The organism is Yersinia aldovae 670-83, from assembly GCF_000834395.1.
Classification (GTDB): Bacteria; Pseudomonadota; Gammaproteobacteria; order Enterobacterales; family Enterobacteriaceae; genus Yersinia; species Yersinia aldovae.
The window spans coordinates 955634-974048 of sequence record NZ_CP009781.1 but is presented as its reverse complement, the minus strand read 5'-3'; the positions used below and the strand labels follow the sequence as shown (position 1 = coordinate 974048).

Here is an 18415-nt window from a genome sequence, read left to right as displayed (position 1 = left end):
ACAGTATTCTGTACGAAAAATAAACTAATCATGGTCTTTTAGCAGGGGGAAATTTTGGGTAAAGCTGTTATGCTTACTAAAGTTACACGGTCACTGAAGAGCTCGCGATGAAATATCAACAACTGGAAAATCTGGAAAGCGGTTGGAAATGGGCATATTTGGTAAAAAAACACCGAGAAGGTGAGGCTATTACCCGCCATATTGAAAATAGCGCAGCCACAGATGCAGTAGAGCAACTGATTAAACTGGAAAATGAACCCGTTAAGGTGCTGGAGTGGATTGATGTACATATGAATGTCAATCTGACCACGCGGATGAAGCAGACTATCCGTGCCCGGCGTAAGCGGCATTTTAATGCGGAACATCAACATACCCGTAAAAAGTCCATCGATCTGGAATTTTTGGTATGGCAGCGTCTGGCTGCATTAGCCCGCCGCCGTGGCAATACGTTATCAGATACTGTTGTTCAGCTAATTGAAGATGCTGAACGCAAAGAGAAGTATGCCAGCCAGATGTCATCGCTAAAGCAGGATTTGAAGGATATTCTTGGTTAAGAAAGCTAGCCGGTGTGGGCTACCCAAACTGTATAAATCCAGCAAACCTTGTGTGATAAAAGAACCCTGCAACCACCTTAATTAGTTCAGGAATGCAGGATAAAAAAAACCCCGCAATGCGGGGTTTTTTATGAAAGGAGTAAACTTAAGCCTGTGGCTGAGTTACAACTTCTTTGTAGCCTTTAACTTCGATCTCTACGCGACGATCTGGTGCCAGGCACTCGATCAGAGCAGCACGTGGTTTCACGTTGTCACAGGTGTTACCAGTAACTGGGTTTGCTTGGCCTTCACCGCGAGCGGTGATTTTGTCAGCAGGGATACCTTTAGAAACCAGGTAATCACGCACGCTGTCAGCACGACGCTGAGACAGAGCTAAGTTAGGTGCTGGTTGACCGATGCGGTCAGCAAAGCCCAGAACAACTACAGAACCGTCTTTAGGATCGATAGAGCTCAACTGAGAGTACAGTTGGTCCAGAGCTTGCTGGCCTTCTGGTTTCAGGTTTGACTTGTTGAAAGCGAACAACACGTCAGATTTCAGTGTGAAACGCTTAGTGTCAACTACTGGCGCTGGAGCTGGAGCTGGCGCAATTGGTGCTACTGCATCTTCCTGACCGAAACGGTAAGAAACACCTACACTCAACATACCGTTGTCTGGACGAGCACCAACGGTAGCACGGTCACCGATGTTGTTAATCCACTGGTATTCCATACGGGTTGCCCAGTTTTTAGTCCATGCGTATTCAGCACCCAACGCTACCAGTGGAGAAACACCGGTGTCGTGGTTGCTATTACGTACGCCACCGATAGAACCGTCAGCATCAGCACGCCAAACCATACCACCCAGACGAGTGTATACGTCCAAGTCTTGTGCAACTGGGTAGCTCAGTTTAGCTGCCAGTTGAACGCCTTGAGCTTTGAAAGCGCCATTGTTGGTGTCGCCTTTGTAAGGCATACGGCCAAGCCAGTCGTATCCCATCTCAAAGCCCAGATATTGGTTTGCTTGGTAACCCAAGAACGCACCAGCACCCAATTGGTCTTTATGAGTTGGGCCATCATTGTTAATGATGGAACCAGAATTTTGGTACTGGGACCAACCCAGTTTACCACCGGTGTACCAGGTGTTATCTTTCGGTGCGGCTTGCGCTACTGTAGCGAAACCTGCCAGTGCCACTGCTAATGCGATAGCTGTCTTTTTCATTTTACGCCTCGTTATCATCCAAATAGGCAATGAGCTTTTAATAGCTAAGCCCTTGGTTAAAATTCTTCGTCAAGGTTTTAACGCTCCCGTTAATCACGCTGCCAGTATAATTTGGCATTTTAGAGCAACCTTGGCGATGTAAAGTCTACAACGTGGCGCGAAAGTTACAAGTGTGATGTGATAAACCGCCTGAAAAAAAAGCAGAATTATACATAATGTTTAACGATTTAGCGGTAAAAATGGTGGTTTTCTGTACCTTGTTTTTCATCGGAAGCCGCATTCCGACTCGCTTTATGGGGATTTAGCAGGACTAAGCCCTAAATATTGTAATTTTTCATGGGATAAATCCTAAATTTACTTAATGATACAAAGAAGAATGAATTTTTAACGTTGCGCACTGTCCTTGGTGCAGTTTTGTGTCATCTAACGGATGCATAATAAAGCCGTAAGCGTTGCCTAATTTTGCAGCTAAACGTAACCTAATGCGGTCATCTTCTGATAGCTCAGGCAGCCACCCTAACACCACACTATAATTTCCTGTCAGTAATGCTTTTTCCATCGCCTCAACGGTCGACAATGGATTGATTTGGCTTAGCTGTACGACTTTATTTATAGGCAAACCTGATTGCTGTAGCCACCGACGACATAATTTCTTATGGGGCGTCAGCCATAAAAGCCAGCGGGATTGTTTACCCAGTTGTTGCAGTAAAGGGAGCAGTAATTGGGCCACCGCTGGTTGGTTCTCGCTGTATACAAGTTCACTGATAAGACCGCTGTCCGCCGGTGCATCGACTCTTTCCGGTGAGTGGCTGGTAATAAGAGACTGATGATTAGCATGATAAGGTTTTAGTGATTGAGTACGCATTGTGAACCTCGCTTGCGGTGTGCTGTATGTATATACAGTAGTCACTGTTTAGGTGAAGATCAACTAAATTTTTACAAGACGCTTCGCATAATTGTGATGAAAATAGGTGTAAATCCATTTTGTGTTTGGCTCAGAATTCTATATTGCGTATTTTTTAATTAGTTGTTCCTCTTACACTTATGGTTAGTCGATAGGGATGTTGGATCAGATTTTTACTAAAGGAATAGTCATGAAGAATAATTCAGAAAAAAGGATCACTCAGGCGAAGATTCGTTTTGATTTTTTAGGTCAGATAACCGCACGCTCACAATTTGGCGGCTATGGTCTGTTGGTTAACGGCGTTATGTTTGCGGTAATTTCTGAGGGAGAAATGTATTTACGCGCTAATAATGAGGTAGAAAGCCTGTTTCGCGCCAGAGGGATGATTAACTTCGTCTATGCTAAACGCGGGGTGCCGGTGCTGCTGCGTTACTACTGGGTTGATCCAGCATTGTGGGGTGACGAGCTGACTTTAAACAGCTTTGTCAGGCAGGCTTATCAAGGGGCCAAGGCTGAACTTTTAAGTAAGAAAGGCCCAGTCGTTCGGCTGAAAGATTTACCGAACCTCAGTGCCAGCCTTGAGCGGCTATTGTGGAAAGTGGGGATTAAGAATGCGGCCGAATTAAGGCTTGAAGGTGCTAAACGTTGTTATCTGAAGTTGCGTGCGCTGAGGCATTCTCTTGGCATTAATGTCTTGTTAGCGTTGGCTGGGGCGATTAGCGGTTACCACTACGCAGCACTACCGGTAATGATTCGCAGTGAGCTGACCGAATGGTTTGAACAGCATTTTCGGCCAGCTAAAGACTAAAAATACGAAATATCCTAACGGGACAGAGAATATTTAGTCTGCCTGACTAATCTGTTTATTCAACTCGCTGAGTTCCGGTAATAGTTCAAGCAATAAGCCTATTTGTTGTAAAACCAGTTGGTCTTTGCTTTCCGGTTCTGGATTGCACTGCTGCAGCCGGGTGGATAAGCGTGATAATACGTGAGACATATTTTCACGGTCAGGCTGCTGTTGTTCAAGAGTTCCTTCGACATAACAAATGGCATCATTGAGTAAATTTAGTGTGATGGAATTGGTCAGTTTTTCGCGATGAGCTCCCAGAGCAGAGATATAGCTCAACATAGTGTGATTTAGACACAGTAAGCGGAATGCCGCCTCCTGAGTTTCTTTATCATTTTTGGGTTCTGCTGACATATTTGAAATAACTGAAGCCAGCTCTGCATCGCAATTATGTGCATCCCGGCGTGCGACACGATAAGGCAGGCTATTATCCTTGCCTTGATAGTATTGCACCAGGATGGCATCGAGATAACGGCAGTTGGCGTTAAATGTTTTATGTACCACGGCCGGCAGTTGGCGAAACTTCCAATCCGGCCAAATAAAGCTGACAGCGACCCAGGCTATGGCACAGCCCAATAAGGTATCGAATACGCGTGGTGCGGCGACCTCAAACCCTTCTCCCAGCAGGTTAAAACATAATAAGACCAGCAGGGTAATAAACATGGTGGCGTGGGCATACTGGACATTGCGGAAAGCAAAGAACAAAACACCGGTAATGACTATCAGGAGTAATTGTCCTTCAATCGAAGGGACAAAATAAAGAATCGGCAGGCCAGCCAATATTCCTGCCAAGGTGCCAATGATGCGCAGCGCAAGGCGGCGGCGTGTTGCGTTATAGTTCGGTTGGCAGACAAAAAGGCTGGTTAGCAGAATCCAGTAACCATGCCGCATCCCGGTAAATTGAATAAATGCATATCCTACACACAGGACTACCGACATCCGTACCGCATGACGAAATAGAGCCGATTGTGGTGTCAGATGGCGGCTGATGCGCAGCTTGATATCACTCCAGCCGGTGATGTGGTCATCGGACAGGCGACTTTCGGGTTGTGGCCCCTTAGCCAATACTTGCTCTGATTCGATCCCCGCTAGCTGGGCATCAATTGCACGTAAGTTTTTTAGTAAGTGAGAGAGTGCTTTGACCTGCGGGCTATTTTCATTTTGCACCAATGTTCTTGCCAGTGCCGCATCTAAGAATGTAAATACGCGTTCGAAGTGCGGGTCATGCTGATATTTCTGCCGCATCAGGATTGACTGCGAAAGTTGTATACAGGCTCTGGCCTGCATACTCAATAAACGCTGGAAGCGGAATAGCACGTCACTGTAGCGGAATTTCTCGCGCAACACCTGATATTGCACATGCGATGAACTGGCTCGTTCATGAATGTCTTGTGCGACAAAATAGTAGTGCAGCGTTCGCCGGGTTTCGCGTTGGCCGCGATCGCCTTTTAACCGGGTCACAAGGGACGCTTTGGCCTGGTTTAATGTCGTCACTAAGGTGCTATTAGCCATTGCGACATTAATCAGAGGTTGATCGACACCCGATTCAATATCAGGGTCGAATAGGTTGGCTTTGGCTTCCAGATAATGCGCCAACTGCTGATAACAGCGCGCCAGATTATCCTGCAACGGGCGGATAGGAAAAATAAGATGTCCGCACAGCGTCAGCACGTTATACCAGACCGCGCCCAGTATCAGTAATAACGGTTGTTGGTACCAGATGTGGTACATCGAGGTTCCCAACATGGTGTAGATGGCGATGAGCAATGCACCGAAAGCGATGGTTGCATAGCGTTGCCCCAATGCCCCCAGCAGAATGAAAACGCAGGTGGAACAGGTCAGACCAACAGCAAAAAACCACGGATAAGGAAATAACAACTCGATGGACGCGGAAGCGATAAAAAAGCAAATTAACGTAATAAATAAGTTACGCAACCGCCCAGCTAGCCGGTCATCGAGATCAGTCAGCGCCGCAGCGACGACCCCCAGCGTTAAGGGGATCGTCAGTTTTGGTTGTTCAATCCACCACGGAACCGCCGTTACTCCCACCAATGCAATAAAAATACGGACATGATAAAGCAGGCTGCTATTGTAGACATAACGGCGTAAACCAGTGACGAAAGTGAGCACAAAAACCTCTAAAACTGAAAATTCAGCGTTGCTGATACTGGCGTTTGGCGTTAGCCACTCTCGCTTGTTGTGCCATTTCTACAGAAACAACACGGCGACCCACCGGCCATAAGGCGATGGCTGCGATTTTAAAATTGGCAATACCAACCGGAATTCCGATGATAGTTAGACATTGCACAATCCCTGTGGCGATATGAGATAAACACAGCCACCAACCAAACAGAATAAACCAGACGATATTGAGCAAAGAGCCGCCGGTTGTCAGCAGAGCATTACTTTTTTCGGGGTATAATTCATTGACATGGATCGCCTCATTACCATAAGGGAGAAATGATAGTTTGGTAATTTCCCAGCAAGAGCGGGTTAATGGTAAGGTGAAAATCAGAATGACGCTGATCACTGTGGCGACTAACCAGCCCAGTGTTGTGAAGAAACCACCTAAAACAAAATTAAGAATATTCAGTACAGTACGCATAGTGATTAATCTGCCTCGCTGAATAAAAAAACCGCAGTGCGGATGAGTGATAACCAAGGTTAACCATTTTACACGAATAACGTGGGTTAGTTTCCTTGGTCAACTATCGGATACCTGTTGTTTAAACTCAATTATTTTATTTACACTCTCTTATGTTATTTCAATTCACTTAATACGAGTTATGACGCAGATATGGAACTTAAAGCGACATCCTTTGGCAAACATCTGGCTCAGCATCCCTATAACCGGGTTCGCTTGCTCAATGCGGGGATCGAGGTCTGTGGTGATAAACATCAATATCTGATCCCCTTTAACCAACTGGTCAATATTCAATGTAAACGCGGTATCGTCTGGGGCGAGTTAGAGTTTGAACTGCCTGAGCAGCAGGTCGTGCGCTTGCATGGCACTGAATGGCAGGAGACTCTGCGTTTCTATCAGCATTTGGTGGGGATTTGGCAGCAATGGAGTGAGGAGATGAGCCAGGTTTGTGCGGCAGTTTTGCATAAACAAGTGGAATCAATTAAGCGGATTGAGCAACAAGATAAATGGTTTAAACGCAGTGAGCTGGGCCAATTGCAAGCGGCTATCCGAGAGGCGTTCGGGGCATTACCGTTGCCGGCGCAGCGGCTAACGGAATTTGAATCTTGTCGGGCGGATTACGAACAGTGCTTGAGCTGGTTGCAGCAAGGCAACCGAAGCGTTGAGCGGCGTAATCAGTTGTGGGCTGATCGTGTGCTGGTGGAGTATCAGGACTTCTTCCAGCAGGTAGAAACATCACCACTTAATGAATCGCAGCGTCGGGCGGTGGTGAACGGTGAAGATTCGGTATTGGTGCTGGCAGGTGCCGGGAGCGGTAAGACATCTGTGCTGGTGGCCCGAGCAGGTTGGTTGCTACGCCGTAATGAGGCTCTCCCTGAACAAATCTTATTATTGGCCTTTGGCCGCCAGGCGGCGGATGAAATGAATAGCCGCATTAAGCAACGTTTGGCCGTTGATGATATTCAAGCCAAAACTTTCCATGCATTAGCATTGCAGATAATTCAGCAAGGTAGCCGCAAAACACCGGTGATAAGCAAACTGGAGTCTGATAGTCAGGCCAGAAGGTCGCTGCTGATTACACATTGGCAGCAGCAATGTAGCGAGAAGAAAGCACAAGCCAAGGGCTGGCGTGAATGGCTCACCGATGAGTTGGAGTGGGAGATAGACGAGGGCAATTTCTGGCAGGATAAGCGCCTGGCGGCCAGATTGGCAGGGCGATTGGAGCGCTGGCTTGGGCTGATGCGGATGCACGGGGGGAGCCAGGCAGAAATGATTGAACAGGCTGATGATGAAGTGCGTGACCTGTTCCAGAAACGTATCCGGCTGATGGCACCGCTATTAAAAGCATGGAAGGCCGCGCTTAAAGAAGAGGGTGCGGTTGATTTCTCCGGGCTGATACATCAAGCGGTTAACCTGTTGGAAAAAGGGCGTTTTGTCAGCCCGTGGAAGCATATTTTAGTGGATGAGTTTCAGGATATCTCGCCACAGCGCGCAATGTTACTTGCGGCATTGCGCAAGCAAAACAAACAAACGAGCCTGTTTGTCGTGGGCGATGATTGGCAAGCGATTTACCGTTTCAGCGGCGCAGAGCTTTCGCTAACCACCTCTTTTAGTGAGAACTTTGGTGAGAGTGCCGAATGTGCCTTAGATACCACTTATCGCTTTAATGACAGAATTGGTGATATTGCCAACCGGTTTATTCAGCAAAACCCCTATCAACTGAAAAAACCGCTTAACAGCCTGAGCAAAGGCAGTAAAAAGTCAGTGGTTGTCTTGCCGCATGAACAGCTTGAAGCGTTGCTGGATAAGCTGAGTGGTTTTGTTAAAGATGACGAACGTATCCTGATATTGGCGCGTTATCATCACTTACGGCCAGAAATCCTGCAAAAAGCAGCAACACGTTGGCCGAAATTAGCCATTGATTTTATGACTATTCATGCCAGTAAAGGGCAGCAGGCAGATTATGTGATTATTGCCGGGTTACATGAAGGGAGTGATGGATTCCCGGCTGTAGCGCGCGAATCCGTATTGGAGGAGGTGCTGCTACCTGCCCCAGAAGATTTCCCTGATGCCGAAGAGCGACGTTTACTTTATGTTGCCATTACCCGTGCCCGGCATCAGGTGTGGTTACTGCAAGACACCAGGCGGCCATCGTGTTTTGTTGAGCAACTCAGTGAGTTGGGCGTTCCAGTTCAGCGTAAACCCTAGCAGTAATCACTTAACGGGTTGTTGCTGATGATAAAACCGGTGGTGGCGACCACCGGCAAGTGGCCTATTTCAATCTCTCTTGCAAGTAGCGCTCATAGTCAGGAATAGCAATGGTCACTTCTCCGCTAAATAGGGCGGAGCCAATCAAGAAGTCTGCGGTAGAACGGTTGGTGGCAACCGGAATATTCCATACCGTTGCCAGTCGCAGCAAGGCTTTAACATCTGGGTCATGCGGGACTGCATTGAGTGGATCCCAGAAAAAAATCAGCATATCGATCTTTTTCTCGGATATCAGTGCGCCCACCTCTTGATCCCCTCCCATCGGGCCGCTGAGCAAACAATGCACGCCAATACTCGTCGCTTTTTGTACCAGATTGCCGGTCGTGCCAGTGGCATAAAGCTCATGCCGTGATAATAGATCTTTATTTTCCATCACCCATTCAAGGAGTGATTTTTTGCAGTGATCGTGGGAAACAAGGGCAATACGCTTGCGTGCCGCAATAGTGCGGGTGGTGAATTCCATTAACATATCCTTCAGTGAGCGCGTAAGGTCTGCGGACAGATTACTGAAATGCGGATTTTGTGCATAGCGGTAACGCAAAAAAATGCGAGAGAGTTTGCATAACCTGATGATTAGGAACGATACCCACATCATAGTTCAACGGTTTGTCACTTCCTGTACCTTGGGGTTTATGGGGTGTGCTGCGGTTCCTGATTACGTGATGGTTTTTTTTTAGTCCACAGCAGGAAACGTTGTTGTGTCTCGGGATCGGCTTGCAGGAACCAATATTGCAGCATCTGCTCTGCGATATTTTCACCTTGTAGTGTCATTGATTTTGGTGAGGTGTTGGTGCCCGCAACGGCAATCGTGGTGCCAGGGACAGCACTCACCGGTGACGGTGGAATAGTGGCAAAAGCGGGCACTGAGGCGGTGTATTGCCCTACGTTATAGGTTGCCATCGCCATTTCGAGTGTCGGGGCTTTGTTAAGATTTTCCTGCTGTAAAATATCATGACGTACAGCAAGTGCGCGGCCATTGTCGCCAATAAGCTGATATACCGGATTTTTTGAGAATTTATGCCCCTCTCGCTCGGTATCAATAACCGGTAACTTTATGGCAACGGAGCGTACATTGCGGGTATTGAATACCACGACTAAGGGCGGGGAGGTATAAAGCACCGTCGGTTCGGTTGGCAGTGGTTTTGCAACTTTGAACAAAATCTGGTGTTGACCACTGTTTAGCTCCAGACTGTCGGCACCTTTTAATAGGGAACCGGACATGTTTTTGCCATCGACGACTAACAAGTCAATTTCAGGCGCAAGTTTCAAGGTTGTCGCTATGGCTGAAGTACTACAGCAAACGGCCAGAATCCCCGCAACCACCAGACCAAATTTCATGCGTTACTCCTGAAGGTGATACTCACAATCGATATCAGACACAGCAGATTATGTGCCAAAGCACTTACTTTCGCCCACATTTATTTACATTTTGAAATGTTAGGTCTAAATCTATCAGCTTTACCTGATGAATTTTAAAGACAAAAAAGTAATCTAACAGTAATAATGTCTATAACTATTAAACCAAGTCAATTAGGCAGTATTTATCTTCATTATTTTACATGATGTACACTTTATCGATTGACTCAGATTGGTAGAGACGTCGGAAAACAGGTCGGACTCTTCATTTAGCGCATCAGAGGAACTCAAAAATGCACGATAAAGACATCGCTGACATTCTCCAACAAGTAAAAACCATTGCATTAGTGGGGGCCAGTGATAATCCATCGCGCCCGAGCTACGGTGTGATGGCTTACCTGCTCTGGCAGGGATATCAGGTCACTCCTGTCAGCCCTAAATTAGCTGGGAAATCATTGCTGGGCCAGCAAGGTTATGCTGAATTAACCGATATTCCCCATCCGATCGATATGGTTGATGTATTTCGCAATGCAGACGCAGCGTATGGCGTTGCGCAAGATGCGATTGCCATCGGTGCTAACGTTCTCTGGTTACAAATTGGGGTGATTAATGAGTTGGCGGCAACGCTAGCGGCAGAGGCGGGGTTGAAAGTGGTGATGGATCGTTGCCCGAAGATTGAGCTACCGCGTTTGGGATTAGAAAAGGGGTGATATCCCGCGAAGCCATATCATACTGATGATAAAAAACCCGGCTATGATTCAGAGCCGGGTTATTACGTATGATATCAACACTCAATTACGCAAACGTGGCGCTTGCAACTGATGGCGAATGGATGCTGCCAGTTCGTCTAATGAAGGTTGTTCCGGATGAGCATCTATATCTTCATAGGTTAACTGCGCTTCCGCCAGATAAGTGTGTATCGGCTGCCCTTCATCATCCTCAATAACCACATGATACCAAGGTGATAAACGCAGCGTTTCGTTATTCGCGACTTCATCTGGCTCCGGTGGCTCAAGAGAATATTCAGGATCGATATCAATCACCACACCCAGATAACCGTGCAGGCGGTGTCGGACCTGCTGCCCTATACCAAATTTGCTAGCGATCATGATAACCTCCCGAGGAACATTACTCTGACTTCTATATGAGGGCAGAGTAGGGCATTTCAAGTCACATTATCCGACATGCAAACCCTTTAAGATACAATCCTTCTGGATATGTCGCGATAACGGGGTGATCCGCTGCCTGACGGAACTGTTCTATGAATTGTATATCATGGCCTGCATCTAATGCGGCATCGGCTAAAATTTTCTGGAATAAATCTGTTGGCATCAAACCAGAACAAGAGAAACTGAGCAGAATACCGCCCGGACGCAGAAGTTGAATAGCTAACATGTTGATATCTTTATAGCCACGGCAGGCACTGGCCAATTGGCTTTTGTTCTCAACAAATTTCGGCGGGTCCATAATTATCATGTCAAACATTTCCCCTTGTGCGCGGTAGCTGCGCAGCAATTGGAACACATCATCACGAACAAACTCCGCTTTACTCAGGTCTAACTGATTTAACTCAATGTTTTTCTTCGCAATATCCAATGCGGATTGTGATGTGTCAACACTGATAACCTGTTGACAATTCCCCATCAGAGCGGCAACGGCAAAGGCTCCGGTATAAGAGAAGCAGTTCAGTACGCGGCGGCCTTCAGCATAATTACGTGCGGCTAGTCGGCTGTCGCGTTGGTCTAAATAAAAGCCTGTTTTATGACCCTGCTGAATATCAACCAGTATTTGCATACCATTTTCGCTGATAGGTAGCAGCGCAGGCGGCATTTCACCGCAAACCGTCCCTTGAGTGAGCGGCAAGCCTTCTTTTTTGCGAACAGAGACATCTGAACGATCGTAAATCGAACATTCTGGGTAGCAATGTTGCAACGCGCTGACCAGTGTTTCTCGCTGATACTCAGCGCCAGCAGACAGTAGCTGCAATACCAGGAAGTTCTGGAAGCGGTCAATGGTGATACCTGGCAGGCTGTCGGATTCACCGGCTATCAGGCGATAGCCATTCAGACCATCCCGTTTTGCCAGCCAGTCGCGCCAACGTTGTGCCTGTTGTAGACGGCGAATAAAAAAGTCGCGATCAATCATTTCATCTTGTTGGAACGTCCAGACGCGCGCTTGAATTTGTGATTCAGGCGAATAGGCGGCACGAGCCAGCCATTTCCCTTGGCTATCAAGGATATCAATGGTTTCACCGGAAAGTGCATCGCCTTCAAGACGTTCAACTGCACCAGAGAAAATCCACGGATGGCGACGAAGTAAGGATTTTTCACGTCCTTTAGCAAGAATCAGGCGTACTGTCATAATAAGGTGGCTGCCAGCTAGGTAAAAAAGAGCGGTATTGTCGGAGTATGTACCGGAAAATGCAAATTATCACGTTGATTGAGGTCTCAATATGCCAAAAGTATGCACTTGTGCGTATGTTTACGGTGTGGTCCAAGGCGTAGGATTTCGTTATAACACTCAGCGGCAGGCTCAAGAACTGGGCGTTACGGGCTATGCCAGAAATTGTGACGATGGCAGTGTGGAAGTTGTCGCTTGTGGTGAGCTGCAAGCGGTTGGTGAATTAATCGCGTGGTTTAAACAAGGGGGGCCACGGGGGGCAAGAGTTGATCGCGTGTTGACCGAGCCTTATCCGCCCACTGAGTTTGATAAATTCAAGATTCGCTATTAATCCGGTTTAGCGTGTCACGGGCTAAATACATTTAACCGGTTTAGGTAATCCTGCAATTTTGGTCGCTTGCTTAGCCGGGCCTTGTGGGAATAAACGATAGAGATAGCGGCTATTACCTTTTTCTTCGCCATATTTCTGTGACATGGCTTTTACCAGCATCCTGATTGCAGGAGAGGTATTGAATTCCAGATAAAATGCGCGCACGAAACGCACCACTTCCCAGTGTGGTTCGGTGAGAATGATGCCTTCTTGCTCTGCCAGTAACGGAACCAGAGCTTCACTCCAGTCTGCACTGTTTTTTAAATAACCTTGCGCGTCGGTCTCAATCGCCCGACCTTCAAACTCCAACATACAACCTCAATGATTCAGTCAATGAAACGGTGGCTAATTTAGCAAACATTTGCCTCTACCCCAAAGAAGTCTGTATTCCCGTGGTAAAACCTATAGCTTGAGTGTATCGGAGTGATGATAAATGCATCACTCGATAATCAGATGGTGGCTTTTTGGCCGATTAAACGCAAACATGCTTTACAAGCGGCAAGGCTGTGTTTATAGTTCCGCTCGTTGCGGAGGGGTGGCCGAGTGGCTGAAGGCAACGGTCTTGAAAACCGTCGACGGGAAACCGTTCGAGAGTTCGAATCTCTCCTCCTCCGCCATATCAAACCCTGGTCTCATGAAAAGACTGGGGTTTTTTGTTTGTATTTTTCTCGAGATGCCTTTGCCTTGATTCAAGGTGGAACAACAAATGCCATCACCACCGGTTGGCAATAATTTATCTGAATATGGAATAGATAGCAGTAACACTGGTTTTCATAGCAGCCTGTTTTACCTTTTATTCTCTGGTTTATAATATTCAATTTATTGAGGTAGAGGACGTAAGAAATTAAAGATAGTCACCCGCCGGATTGATAATAATATGATATACCTGCCTGCTTTCGGGGTAACGCTGATTACGTGAACTTTGATATATTATGTTATCCATTGCTGTGCTGGCATTTTTTAGGAGAAGTTAAATTACAGAAAAGTAATGACTTATTATTACACGGTTAATTTTGTGCCATAGCCAGTATGATGATACTTTCAACCATATTATTTAATATCCCTCTGAATGGTAATAATATACGTGCTTTAAATACCGTAATGATGGGGGTGTTAGTATGGATATCTTACTTTATTTTATCCACGCGTATTGCTGTTGTATTTCATAAGTAAATTAACGAGATACTGATGGTAATGAGCCGAGGTATGGTGACATGTAATCTGCTCAGGCAATAACGTGATTATCAAGATAGGTCGAAAATTTCATGCCTGAGGTAAGTAGGCTTTTTCAAATCGTAGATGCCCTTAAGTATGGATTACCTCACACTTTAATCGAACACTGACTGGCCCCTTTAACGTTAGTAAATTTGTGATATAATATATATATGATACTCAATATAAGATATGTATAAACATGACTATTGCTTTTTTTATTACCTACTCGGCTATTGCACTGAATGTTATTAGTGTCCTTGTTTTATTATTCGGCGTGGTTAAATGTATATTTTCATTTGTTAAGAATGAGTTTTCATCCAGAAAGTCACGACTGCAAGATATCCGAGTTGAGCTTGGTGGTTATATCTTATTGTCGCTAGAAATCCTGATACCGGCAGATATATTAAAAACGATTATAGAGCCTACCTATGAAGACTTGATCATTTTAGGTTCAATCGTTCTAATTCGAACAGTTTTATCGATATCACTTGCTAAAGAAATAAAATCAATTAGTGATGAAAGAAAAAATACTGACAGCTAATGACCGTAATGGGGGCTAGCATGAGTATATTCGCGACTGAAGCCAGACGCGAATATTAACGCTGAGAAGGAGCCGTGCTCCTCATGCCTTTTATTGACCGTGAAATGATTTCATCAGGCTGGTTCAGTTCTGACAAGCATGTTACGCATATCATTGCCACTGGGTGTCTGGTGGATACGCAGATCAAATTCGCTTGTTACCGCAAAAATATGGTCAAAGATATCCGCCTGAATGTTTTCATATTCCAGCCATGCAGTGGTATTAGTGAAAACATAAATTTCTAGTGGCAAGCCTTCTGGTGTTGGAGCCAACTGGCGCACCATTAGCGTCATATTCTGATGAATCCCCGGATGAGCCTGCAAATAAGCGACCAGATAGGCGCGTAAGGTGCCGACATTGGTCAGGCGGCGGCCATTGAGGGGCGAGTTTAGGTCAATGTCAATCTGCTGATTATAGTGTTTTAGTTCCTGAGTTTTTGCGCTGAGGTAACGCGATAGTAGCGGGTTGCGGTGCAGGCGTTGTTGTTCTTGTTCTGATAAGAAATGCACGCTGGTAATATCGATATTGATGCTGCGTTTAATGCGCCGGCCGCCGGATTCAGACATTGAGCGCCAGTTTTTGAAAGAGTCTGAAATCAGAGCATAAGTTGGAATGGTGGTGATGGTGTTGTCCCAATTTCGCACTTTTACTGTCGTCAGGCCAATATCGGTTACCGCGCCGTCAGCGCCATATTTTGGCATCTCCAGCCAGTCGCCTATTTTTAGCATATTGTTAGCCGAAAGCTGAATCCCTGCGACCAGCCCCAGAATAGGGTCTTTAAAGACCAACATCAGTACCGCAGTCATTGCCCCTAAGCCGCTGAGCAGCAAGAGCGGGGATCTCCCCATTAATAATGAAACAATCATGATACCGACAAATATCGCAGCTACTAACTTCAGCCCCTGGAATATGCCGCGTAACGGTAATTGCTGAGTGATAGGGCTTTGGCGCAGTAGCGTCAGCAGCGTATCAAGTAATGAGAACAGAGCCAGTAGCGCGAAGGCCATAATCCACACTTGCGCCGCAGTCGCGATAACGGCCTGCGTCTGGCTGCCGTTTTGCAACCACAGCACGGCTTGAAGGTTGATGATTATCCCTTGCAGCAGTAGCGCCACACGTTGAAATAGCTTATGTTGGGTGATGGCTTGCTGCCAAATGCGTTGTGATTGCTGGCCACGATTCTGGAGGGGAGTTACCACCACTCGGTGCAGCACCAGGTGAATAACGACAGATATCAATAGAATCAAACCAATGACCAGCATCAGTGACACCACATCGCTGAACTCAAGACCTAACGTTGCCAACCATTGGCTTATTTGTTGTTGCACGACAAGCTCCTTTAAAACATGAGTCACTCGCCCATGACAGCGATGGCCCGATATCACTAAAGCCCCTTAGCCTAAAGCCCCTTAGCCTAAAGGCAACAGGCCGTGATGTATGCCTGTTTACTCTTTTTTACATTATGAGTCGTGTGAGCTACGACTGAATATGATTTAAATGGCGGTATTTGCCATTGTCATATTGGCTTCCGACGTTGTCGCTGATAATTTTTCGTCGCCACTTCCACCGCGTTTTTTGTGTGCGTAATCGGTGTGATGGGAGGGTGTGATGGGAGGGTGTGATGGGAGGGGGGGATGGGAGGGGGGGGTGCTGATAATAAGTCTATTTATTCTCCCCCCTTGGTACGATTATTTCCAGTCTTGGCGCAAGTGAGTGATTTGAATCTGATGTTGCAGGTTCTCACACTGATTTTCCATCCTCATCTGCTTTACCTTGGTTTTACCGTTACCTGAAGGGCGAAATGGTCGCTGTATCGCGCGCTACAACGGCCATTGGGTAGCGCTCGCGAGGCGCTTGCTGACCTGCGGAATCTTATTGGGAGCGGGGGGGGGGTACTTTCGCTGTTGGTACGGCTGGTGTTGTATGGGTGAGCAGACGCGGGTGATGCAGATGCGCCAGAGCTGTAGATTGGCAGAAAATCGTAAATCACAGGCAAAAAAAACCCTTACCAATCTCATTTGGTAAGGGATGCCAATTCGGCCAACACCAGGGAAACATTATAACCGTTTAATTATCATACGATAAATTTGGTTAAGCAGTATGACTTAAGTCAAGTTTATCAAATATACATTAATAAGTTTAATGTTTATACGGGTAGGAATCATTTTTTTACGTGATAGGCGAATTTTGAGCCGAGTTAGCATCGGGTGTAAGAAGCTGAGAGCTAGCACTTGTTGGGGTTGGAATGAATGGCGGTGAGGAAAAATTGTGGGAAGTGAACGTTACGACCATCTGAATGTGAAGGCATCCAGATGGCGGGGTAAAACGACTAACTGTGGACTAAAAAGTCCCCTGGTGATGGCGAAGATTTATTCTTTTCAGACTAACTTTCTTAGCAATAGTAAGCTAAGATATTAGTTCTATTATATTCAATATTTATTTTCTAAAGCAAAAATATTTTAATAAACATGGGGTAATAATAATAGCTAGCCTTAGGTCTAGTGTGTTGAGCTATACTTTAGTCTAGGTGCTTTTATTTTTAATCTGTAAATCAACGCTGAATATCAGATCGAGGGGCAGACTATTTTTCACGCTGATTTCTATTGAAAATAACGCGATAAAATTGTACTGTGGGACGTCTGTATAGAGTAGATTTGGCTTGTTATGATAATTGATTATTTTGATAATGAAAGCATTAATGAAGACATAAATAACTATATTCAACGCAGAATAAAGTCTTACGGCGATCTTCGTTATTCTTATTTGGTGATAAATAAGAAAACACCTTTACATCCAGCAATTATCTCAAATTATCCATTGGATTGGGTAAAGAAATACAAAAAGAACAGTTATCATCTTATTGATCCGGTCATTCTGACAGCAAAGGATAAAGTCGCGCCCTTTGCATGGGATGACAACTCGGTGATAGACAGAAAGTCAACTGACTCTGCCGTGTTCAATCTGGCCAGAGAGTACAATATTATTAATGGCTATACGTTTGTTCTACATGATAACAATAATAATATGGCGACACTGAATATTTCCAATGGCAGTGATGACAGTATTTATTTTGATGAAAGCATTGAAGTTAATAAAGAAAAAATACAAATGTTGCTCATCCTGACACATGACAAAATGTTAGGCTTGTATAATAAAAAAATAAATGAAAACAATGAGTTGCATAAAAAAGAGAATGCGAGAGAGATATTTTCCCCTCGGGAAAATGAGATTTTATACTGGGCCAGCGTAGGTAAAACTTACTCAGAGATTTCTATAATATTGGGAATAAAGAGAAGTACAGTTAAATTCCATATTGGTAATGTGGTCAGGAAGTTGGGTGTTCTAAATGCCAAGCATGCGATAAGGCTTGGCATCGAGTTACAACTTATCAAACCTACTTGATGAAATCAGGCACGATGATCGGCCATGTTTCAAGTAGCTCAGGATCAACGTGATGCACTCTGCGAATCTTATTTATTAACTGCTGTTGGCTATCGATATCAATACCTAAATTTAATAGATAAATAACTTCATTTTTTTCTGATTCGCCCTGGTTTAGTACGGTGATATTCCAGCCAGATCGTTTCAGTAAGATATACATACCTCTACTGACAACAGTCAATATTCCTTTGTATCCACGGCTTCTGGCATAGTTAACCATAGCTAAAAACAGAATTGTGCTAAGAGAACTATTATTGCCTACTATATCTCTTGCTAATGCTTTTTCAACAAAGAAACGGCTGGATTCGATAAATCCTTCTACAGGTAAGTCAAGGTCAGAAAAGTAAGGGGCGAAAGGCCCGGTGATCATGGTTGGATATTTCATTTCAATAAAGCGAACGCTGCAAACAATAGTATCCTCTATTGTTCCCAATATATAATTTGTATTCTCATCATCATATTGATCGCTTTCTCTGCCATCAATACATGTCACTTTCCAATCCAGTCGATCCTTAAAAGTTATTTTTCTAAGTGTGAAGATCTCATCTAATTTTCTGTCGGGCATATTATTAAAGTTTACGTTAAATAGTTTTAACATAATGAAAACCAAAGTTATTTAAGTAAACCAGCATCGTACA

At 45.3% G+C, this 18415-nt stretch carries 19 protein-coding genes and 1 tRNA gene; 9 read left to right on the top strand and 11 right to left on the bottom strand.

Features of this window, described 5'->3' with window-relative positions; translation table 11 throughout:
* Positions 1–107: 107 nt before the first annotated feature.
* Positions 108–554, top strand: coding sequence for a macrodomain Ter protein MatP (matP, locus tag AT01_RS04615; RefSeq protein ID WP_042546261.1), 447 nt, complete (start codon positions 108–110; stop codon positions 552–554).
* A gap of 145 nt (positions 555–699) precedes the next feature.
* On the opposite strand, the gene ompA is transcribed toward matP, so the two are convergent.
* Positions 700–1752, bottom strand: coding sequence for a porin OmpA (gene ompA, locus AT01_RS04610; RefSeq protein ID WP_042546260.1), 1053 nt, complete (start codon positions 1750–1752; stop codon positions 700–702).
* Positions 1753–2110: 358 nt separating this feature from the next.
* Positions 2111–2617: an SOS-induced cell division inhibitor SulA gene (gene sulA, locus AT01_RS04605; protein ID WP_004700083.1), complete on the bottom strand. Its 507-nt coding sequence runs from the start codon at positions 2615–2617 to the stop codon at positions 2111–2113.
* Positions 2618–2846: 229 nt separating this feature from the next.
* Here sulA and AT01_RS04600 point away from each other — a divergent pair, with 229 nt between their 5' ends.
* Complete coding sequence (locus AT01_RS04600) at positions 2847–3464, top strand: TfoX/Sxy family DNA transformation protein (RefSeq protein WP_042546259.1); 618 nt, start codon at positions 2847–2849, stop codon at positions 3462–3464.
* Between the two features lie 33 nt (positions 3465–3497).
* On the opposite strand, the gene yccS is transcribed toward AT01_RS04600, so the two are convergent.
* Complete coding sequence (gene yccS / locus AT01_RS04595) at positions 3498–5633, bottom strand: YccS family putative transporter (RefSeq protein ID WP_042546258.1); 2136 nt, start codon at positions 5631–5633, stop codon at positions 3498–3500.
* A gap of 22 nt (positions 5634–5655) precedes the next feature.
* Positions 5656–6108 (bottom strand): YccF domain-containing protein, encoded by a 453-nt coding sequence (locus tag AT01_RS04590; RefSeq protein WP_042546257.1) that lies wholly within the window; start codon positions 6106–6108, stop codon positions 5656–5658.
* Positions 6109–6300: 192 nt separating this feature from the next.
* Between AT01_RS04590 and helD the strand changes: the two genes are divergently transcribed.
* Positions 6301–8355, top strand: a complete 2055-nt coding sequence (helD, locus tag AT01_RS04585; RefSeq protein WP_042546256.1) for a DNA helicase IV — start codon at positions 6301–6303, stop codon at positions 8353–8355.
* Positions 8356–8419: 64 nt separating this feature from the next.
* Here the strand turns inward: helD and AT01_RS04580 are convergent, their stop codons facing one another.
* Both AT01_RS04580 and AT01_RS04575 read right to left on the bottom strand, forming a co-directional pair.
* Positions 8420–8878, bottom strand: a complete 459-nt coding sequence (locus AT01_RS04580) for a methylglyoxal synthase (RefSeq protein ID WP_042546255.1) — start codon at positions 8876–8878, stop codon at positions 8420–8422.
* A 167-nt stretch (positions 8879–9045) separates the two neighbouring features.
* A complete protein-coding gene (locus AT01_RS04575) occupies positions 9046–9753 on the bottom strand; it encodes a DUF2057 family protein (RefSeq protein ID WP_042546254.1) in 708 nt (235 codons plus the stop codon).
* 311 nt (positions 9754–10064) lie between these two features.
* Between AT01_RS04575 and AT01_RS04570 the strand changes: the two genes are divergently transcribed.
* Positions 10065–10481, top strand: coding sequence for a CoA-binding protein (locus AT01_RS04570; protein WP_042546253.1), 417 nt, complete (start codon positions 10065–10067; stop codon positions 10479–10481).
* A gap of 81 nt (positions 10482–10562) precedes the next feature.
* On the opposite strand, the gene hspQ is transcribed toward AT01_RS04570, so the two are convergent.
* A complete protein-coding gene (gene hspQ / locus AT01_RS04565; protein ID WP_004700100.1) occupies positions 10563–10880 on the bottom strand; it encodes a heat shock protein HspQ in 318 nt (105 codons plus the stop codon).
* Positions 10881–10941: 61 nt separating this feature from the next.
* Positions 10942–12132, bottom strand: a complete 1191-nt coding sequence (rlmI, locus tag AT01_RS04560) for a 23S rRNA (cytosine(1962)-C(5))-methyltransferase RlmI (protein WP_042546252.1) — start codon at positions 12130–12132, stop codon at positions 10942–10944.
* Between the two features lie 91 nt (positions 12133–12223).
* Here rlmI and yccX point away from each other — a divergent pair, with 91 nt between their 5' ends.
* Positions 12224–12502 carry an acylphosphatase gene (yccX, locus tag AT01_RS04555; protein ID WP_042546251.1) on the top strand — a complete coding sequence of 93 codons (279 nt, stop codon included), beginning with the start codon at positions 12224–12226 and terminating at the stop codon, positions 12500–12502.
* A 21-nt stretch (positions 12503–12523) separates the two neighbouring features.
* Here the strand turns inward: yccX and tusE are convergent, their stop codons facing one another.
* On the bottom strand, positions 12524–12853 hold the full coding sequence (gene tusE / locus AT01_RS04550; RefSeq protein WP_042546250.1) for a sulfurtransferase TusE: 330 nt from the start codon (positions 12851–12853) through the stop codon (positions 12524–12526).
* Positions 12854–13070: 217 nt separating this feature from the next.
* On the opposite strand from tusE, the gene AT01_RS04545 reads away from it, so the two are divergent.
* The 3 genes from AT01_RS04545 (at position 13071) to AT01_RS04540 (ending at position 14297) form a co-directional block, all read left to right on the top strand.
* A tRNA-Ser gene (locus AT01_RS04545) sits at positions 13071–13158 on the top strand.
* A 412-nt stretch (positions 13159–13570) separates the two neighbouring features.
* Positions 13571–13714, top strand: coding sequence for a DUF2569 family protein (locus AT01_RS22555; RefSeq protein ID WP_144404908.1), 144 nt, complete (start codon positions 13571–13573; stop codon positions 13712–13714).
* A gap of 241 nt (positions 13715–13955) precedes the next feature.
* Positions 13956–14297: a DUF1622 domain-containing protein gene (locus AT01_RS04540; RefSeq protein WP_042546249.1), complete on the top strand. Its 342-nt coding sequence runs from the start codon at positions 13956–13958 to the stop codon at positions 14295–14297.
* 113 nt (positions 14298–14410) lie between these two features.
* Here the strand turns inward: AT01_RS04540 and AT01_RS04535 are convergent, their stop codons facing one another.
* Complete coding sequence (locus tag AT01_RS04535) at positions 14411–15664, bottom strand: mechanosensitive ion channel family protein (RefSeq protein WP_004700110.1); 1254 nt, start codon at positions 15662–15664, stop codon at positions 14411–14413.
* Positions 15665–17000: 1336 nt separating this feature from the next.
* Here AT01_RS04535 and AT01_RS04530 point away from each other — a divergent pair.
* Positions 17001–17738, top strand: a complete 738-nt coding sequence (locus tag AT01_RS04530; protein WP_042546248.1) for a helix-turn-helix transcriptional regulator — start codon at positions 17001–17003, stop codon at positions 17736–17738.
* Here AT01_RS04530 and AT01_RS04525 read toward each other — a convergent pair.
* The gene (locus tag AT01_RS04525) at positions 17731–18375 is read right to left on the bottom strand and encodes an acyl-homoserine-lactone synthase (RefSeq protein ID WP_042546247.1); all 645 of its coding nucleotides are present in this window, start codon (positions 18373–18375) and stop codon (positions 17731–17733) included. The genes AT01_RS04530 and AT01_RS04525 overlap by 8 nt on opposite strands.
* Positions 18376–18415 lie beyond the last annotated feature (40 nt).

What these genes read in the sequence shown, in the direction of transcription:
- AT01_RS04530 (WP_042546248.1), top strand. Translation starts at nt 17,001, where the DNA reads ATGATAATTGATTATTTTGATAATGAAAGCATTAATGAAGACATAAAT.
- AT01_RS04575 (WP_042546254.1), bottom strand. Translation starts at nt 9,753, where the DNA reads ATGAAATTTGGTCTGGTGGTTGCGGGGATTCTGGCCGTTTGCTGTAGT.
- AT01_RS04570 (WP_042546253.1), top strand. Translation starts at nt 10,065, where the DNA reads ATGCACGATAAAGACATCGCTGACATTCTCCAACAAGTAAAAACCATT.
- AT01_RS22555 (WP_144404908.1), top strand. Translation starts at nt 13,571, where the DNA reads ATGATGATACTTTCAACCATATTATTTAATATCCCTCTGAATGGTAAT.
- hspQ (WP_004700100.1), bottom strand. Translation starts at nt 10,880, where the DNA reads ATGATCGCTAGCAAATTTGGTATAGGGCAGCAGGTCCGACACCGCCTG.
- helD (WP_042546256.1), top strand. Translation starts at nt 6,301, where the DNA reads ATGGAACTTAAAGCGACATCCTTTGGCAAACATCTGGCTCAGCATCCC.
- matP (WP_042546261.1), top strand. Translation starts at nt 108, where the DNA reads ATGAAATATCAACAACTGGAAAATCTGGAAAGCGGTTGGAAATGGGCA.
- AT01_RS04590 (WP_042546257.1), bottom strand. Translation starts at nt 6,108, where the DNA reads ATGCGTACTGTACTGAATATTCTTAATTTTGTTTTAGGTGGTTTCTTC.
- rlmI (WP_042546252.1), bottom strand. Translation starts at nt 12,132, where the DNA reads ATGACAGTACGCCTGATTCTTGCTAAAGGACGTGAAAAATCCTTACTT.
- ompA (WP_042546260.1), bottom strand. Translation starts at nt 1,752, where the DNA reads ATGAAAAAGACAGCTATCGCATTAGCAGTGGCACTGGCAGGTTTCGCT.
- yccX (WP_042546251.1), top strand. Translation starts at nt 12,224, where the DNA reads ATGCCAAAAGTATGCACTTGTGCGTATGTTTACGGTGTGGTCCAAGGC.
- AT01_RS04525 (WP_042546247.1), bottom strand. Translation starts at nt 18,375, where the DNA reads ATGTTAAAACTATTTAACGTAAACTTTAATAATATGCCCGACAGAAAA.
- AT01_RS04600 (WP_042546259.1), top strand. Translation starts at nt 2,847, where the DNA reads ATGAAGAATAATTCAGAAAAAAGGATCACTCAGGCGAAGATTCGTTTT.
- AT01_RS04580 (WP_042546255.1), bottom strand. Translation starts at nt 8,878, where the DNA reads ATGGAATTCACCACCCGCACTATTGCGGCACGCAAGCGTATTGCCCTT.
- sulA (WP_004700083.1), bottom strand. Translation starts at nt 2,617, where the DNA reads ATGCGTACTCAATCACTAAAACCTTATCATGCTAATCATCAGTCTCTT.
- AT01_RS04540 (WP_042546249.1), top strand. Translation starts at nt 13,956, where the DNA reads ATGACTATTGCTTTTTTTATTACCTACTCGGCTATTGCACTGAATGTT.
- tusE (WP_042546250.1), bottom strand. Translation starts at nt 12,853, where the DNA reads ATGTTGGAGTTTGAAGGTCGGGCGATTGAGACCGACGCGCAAGGTTAT.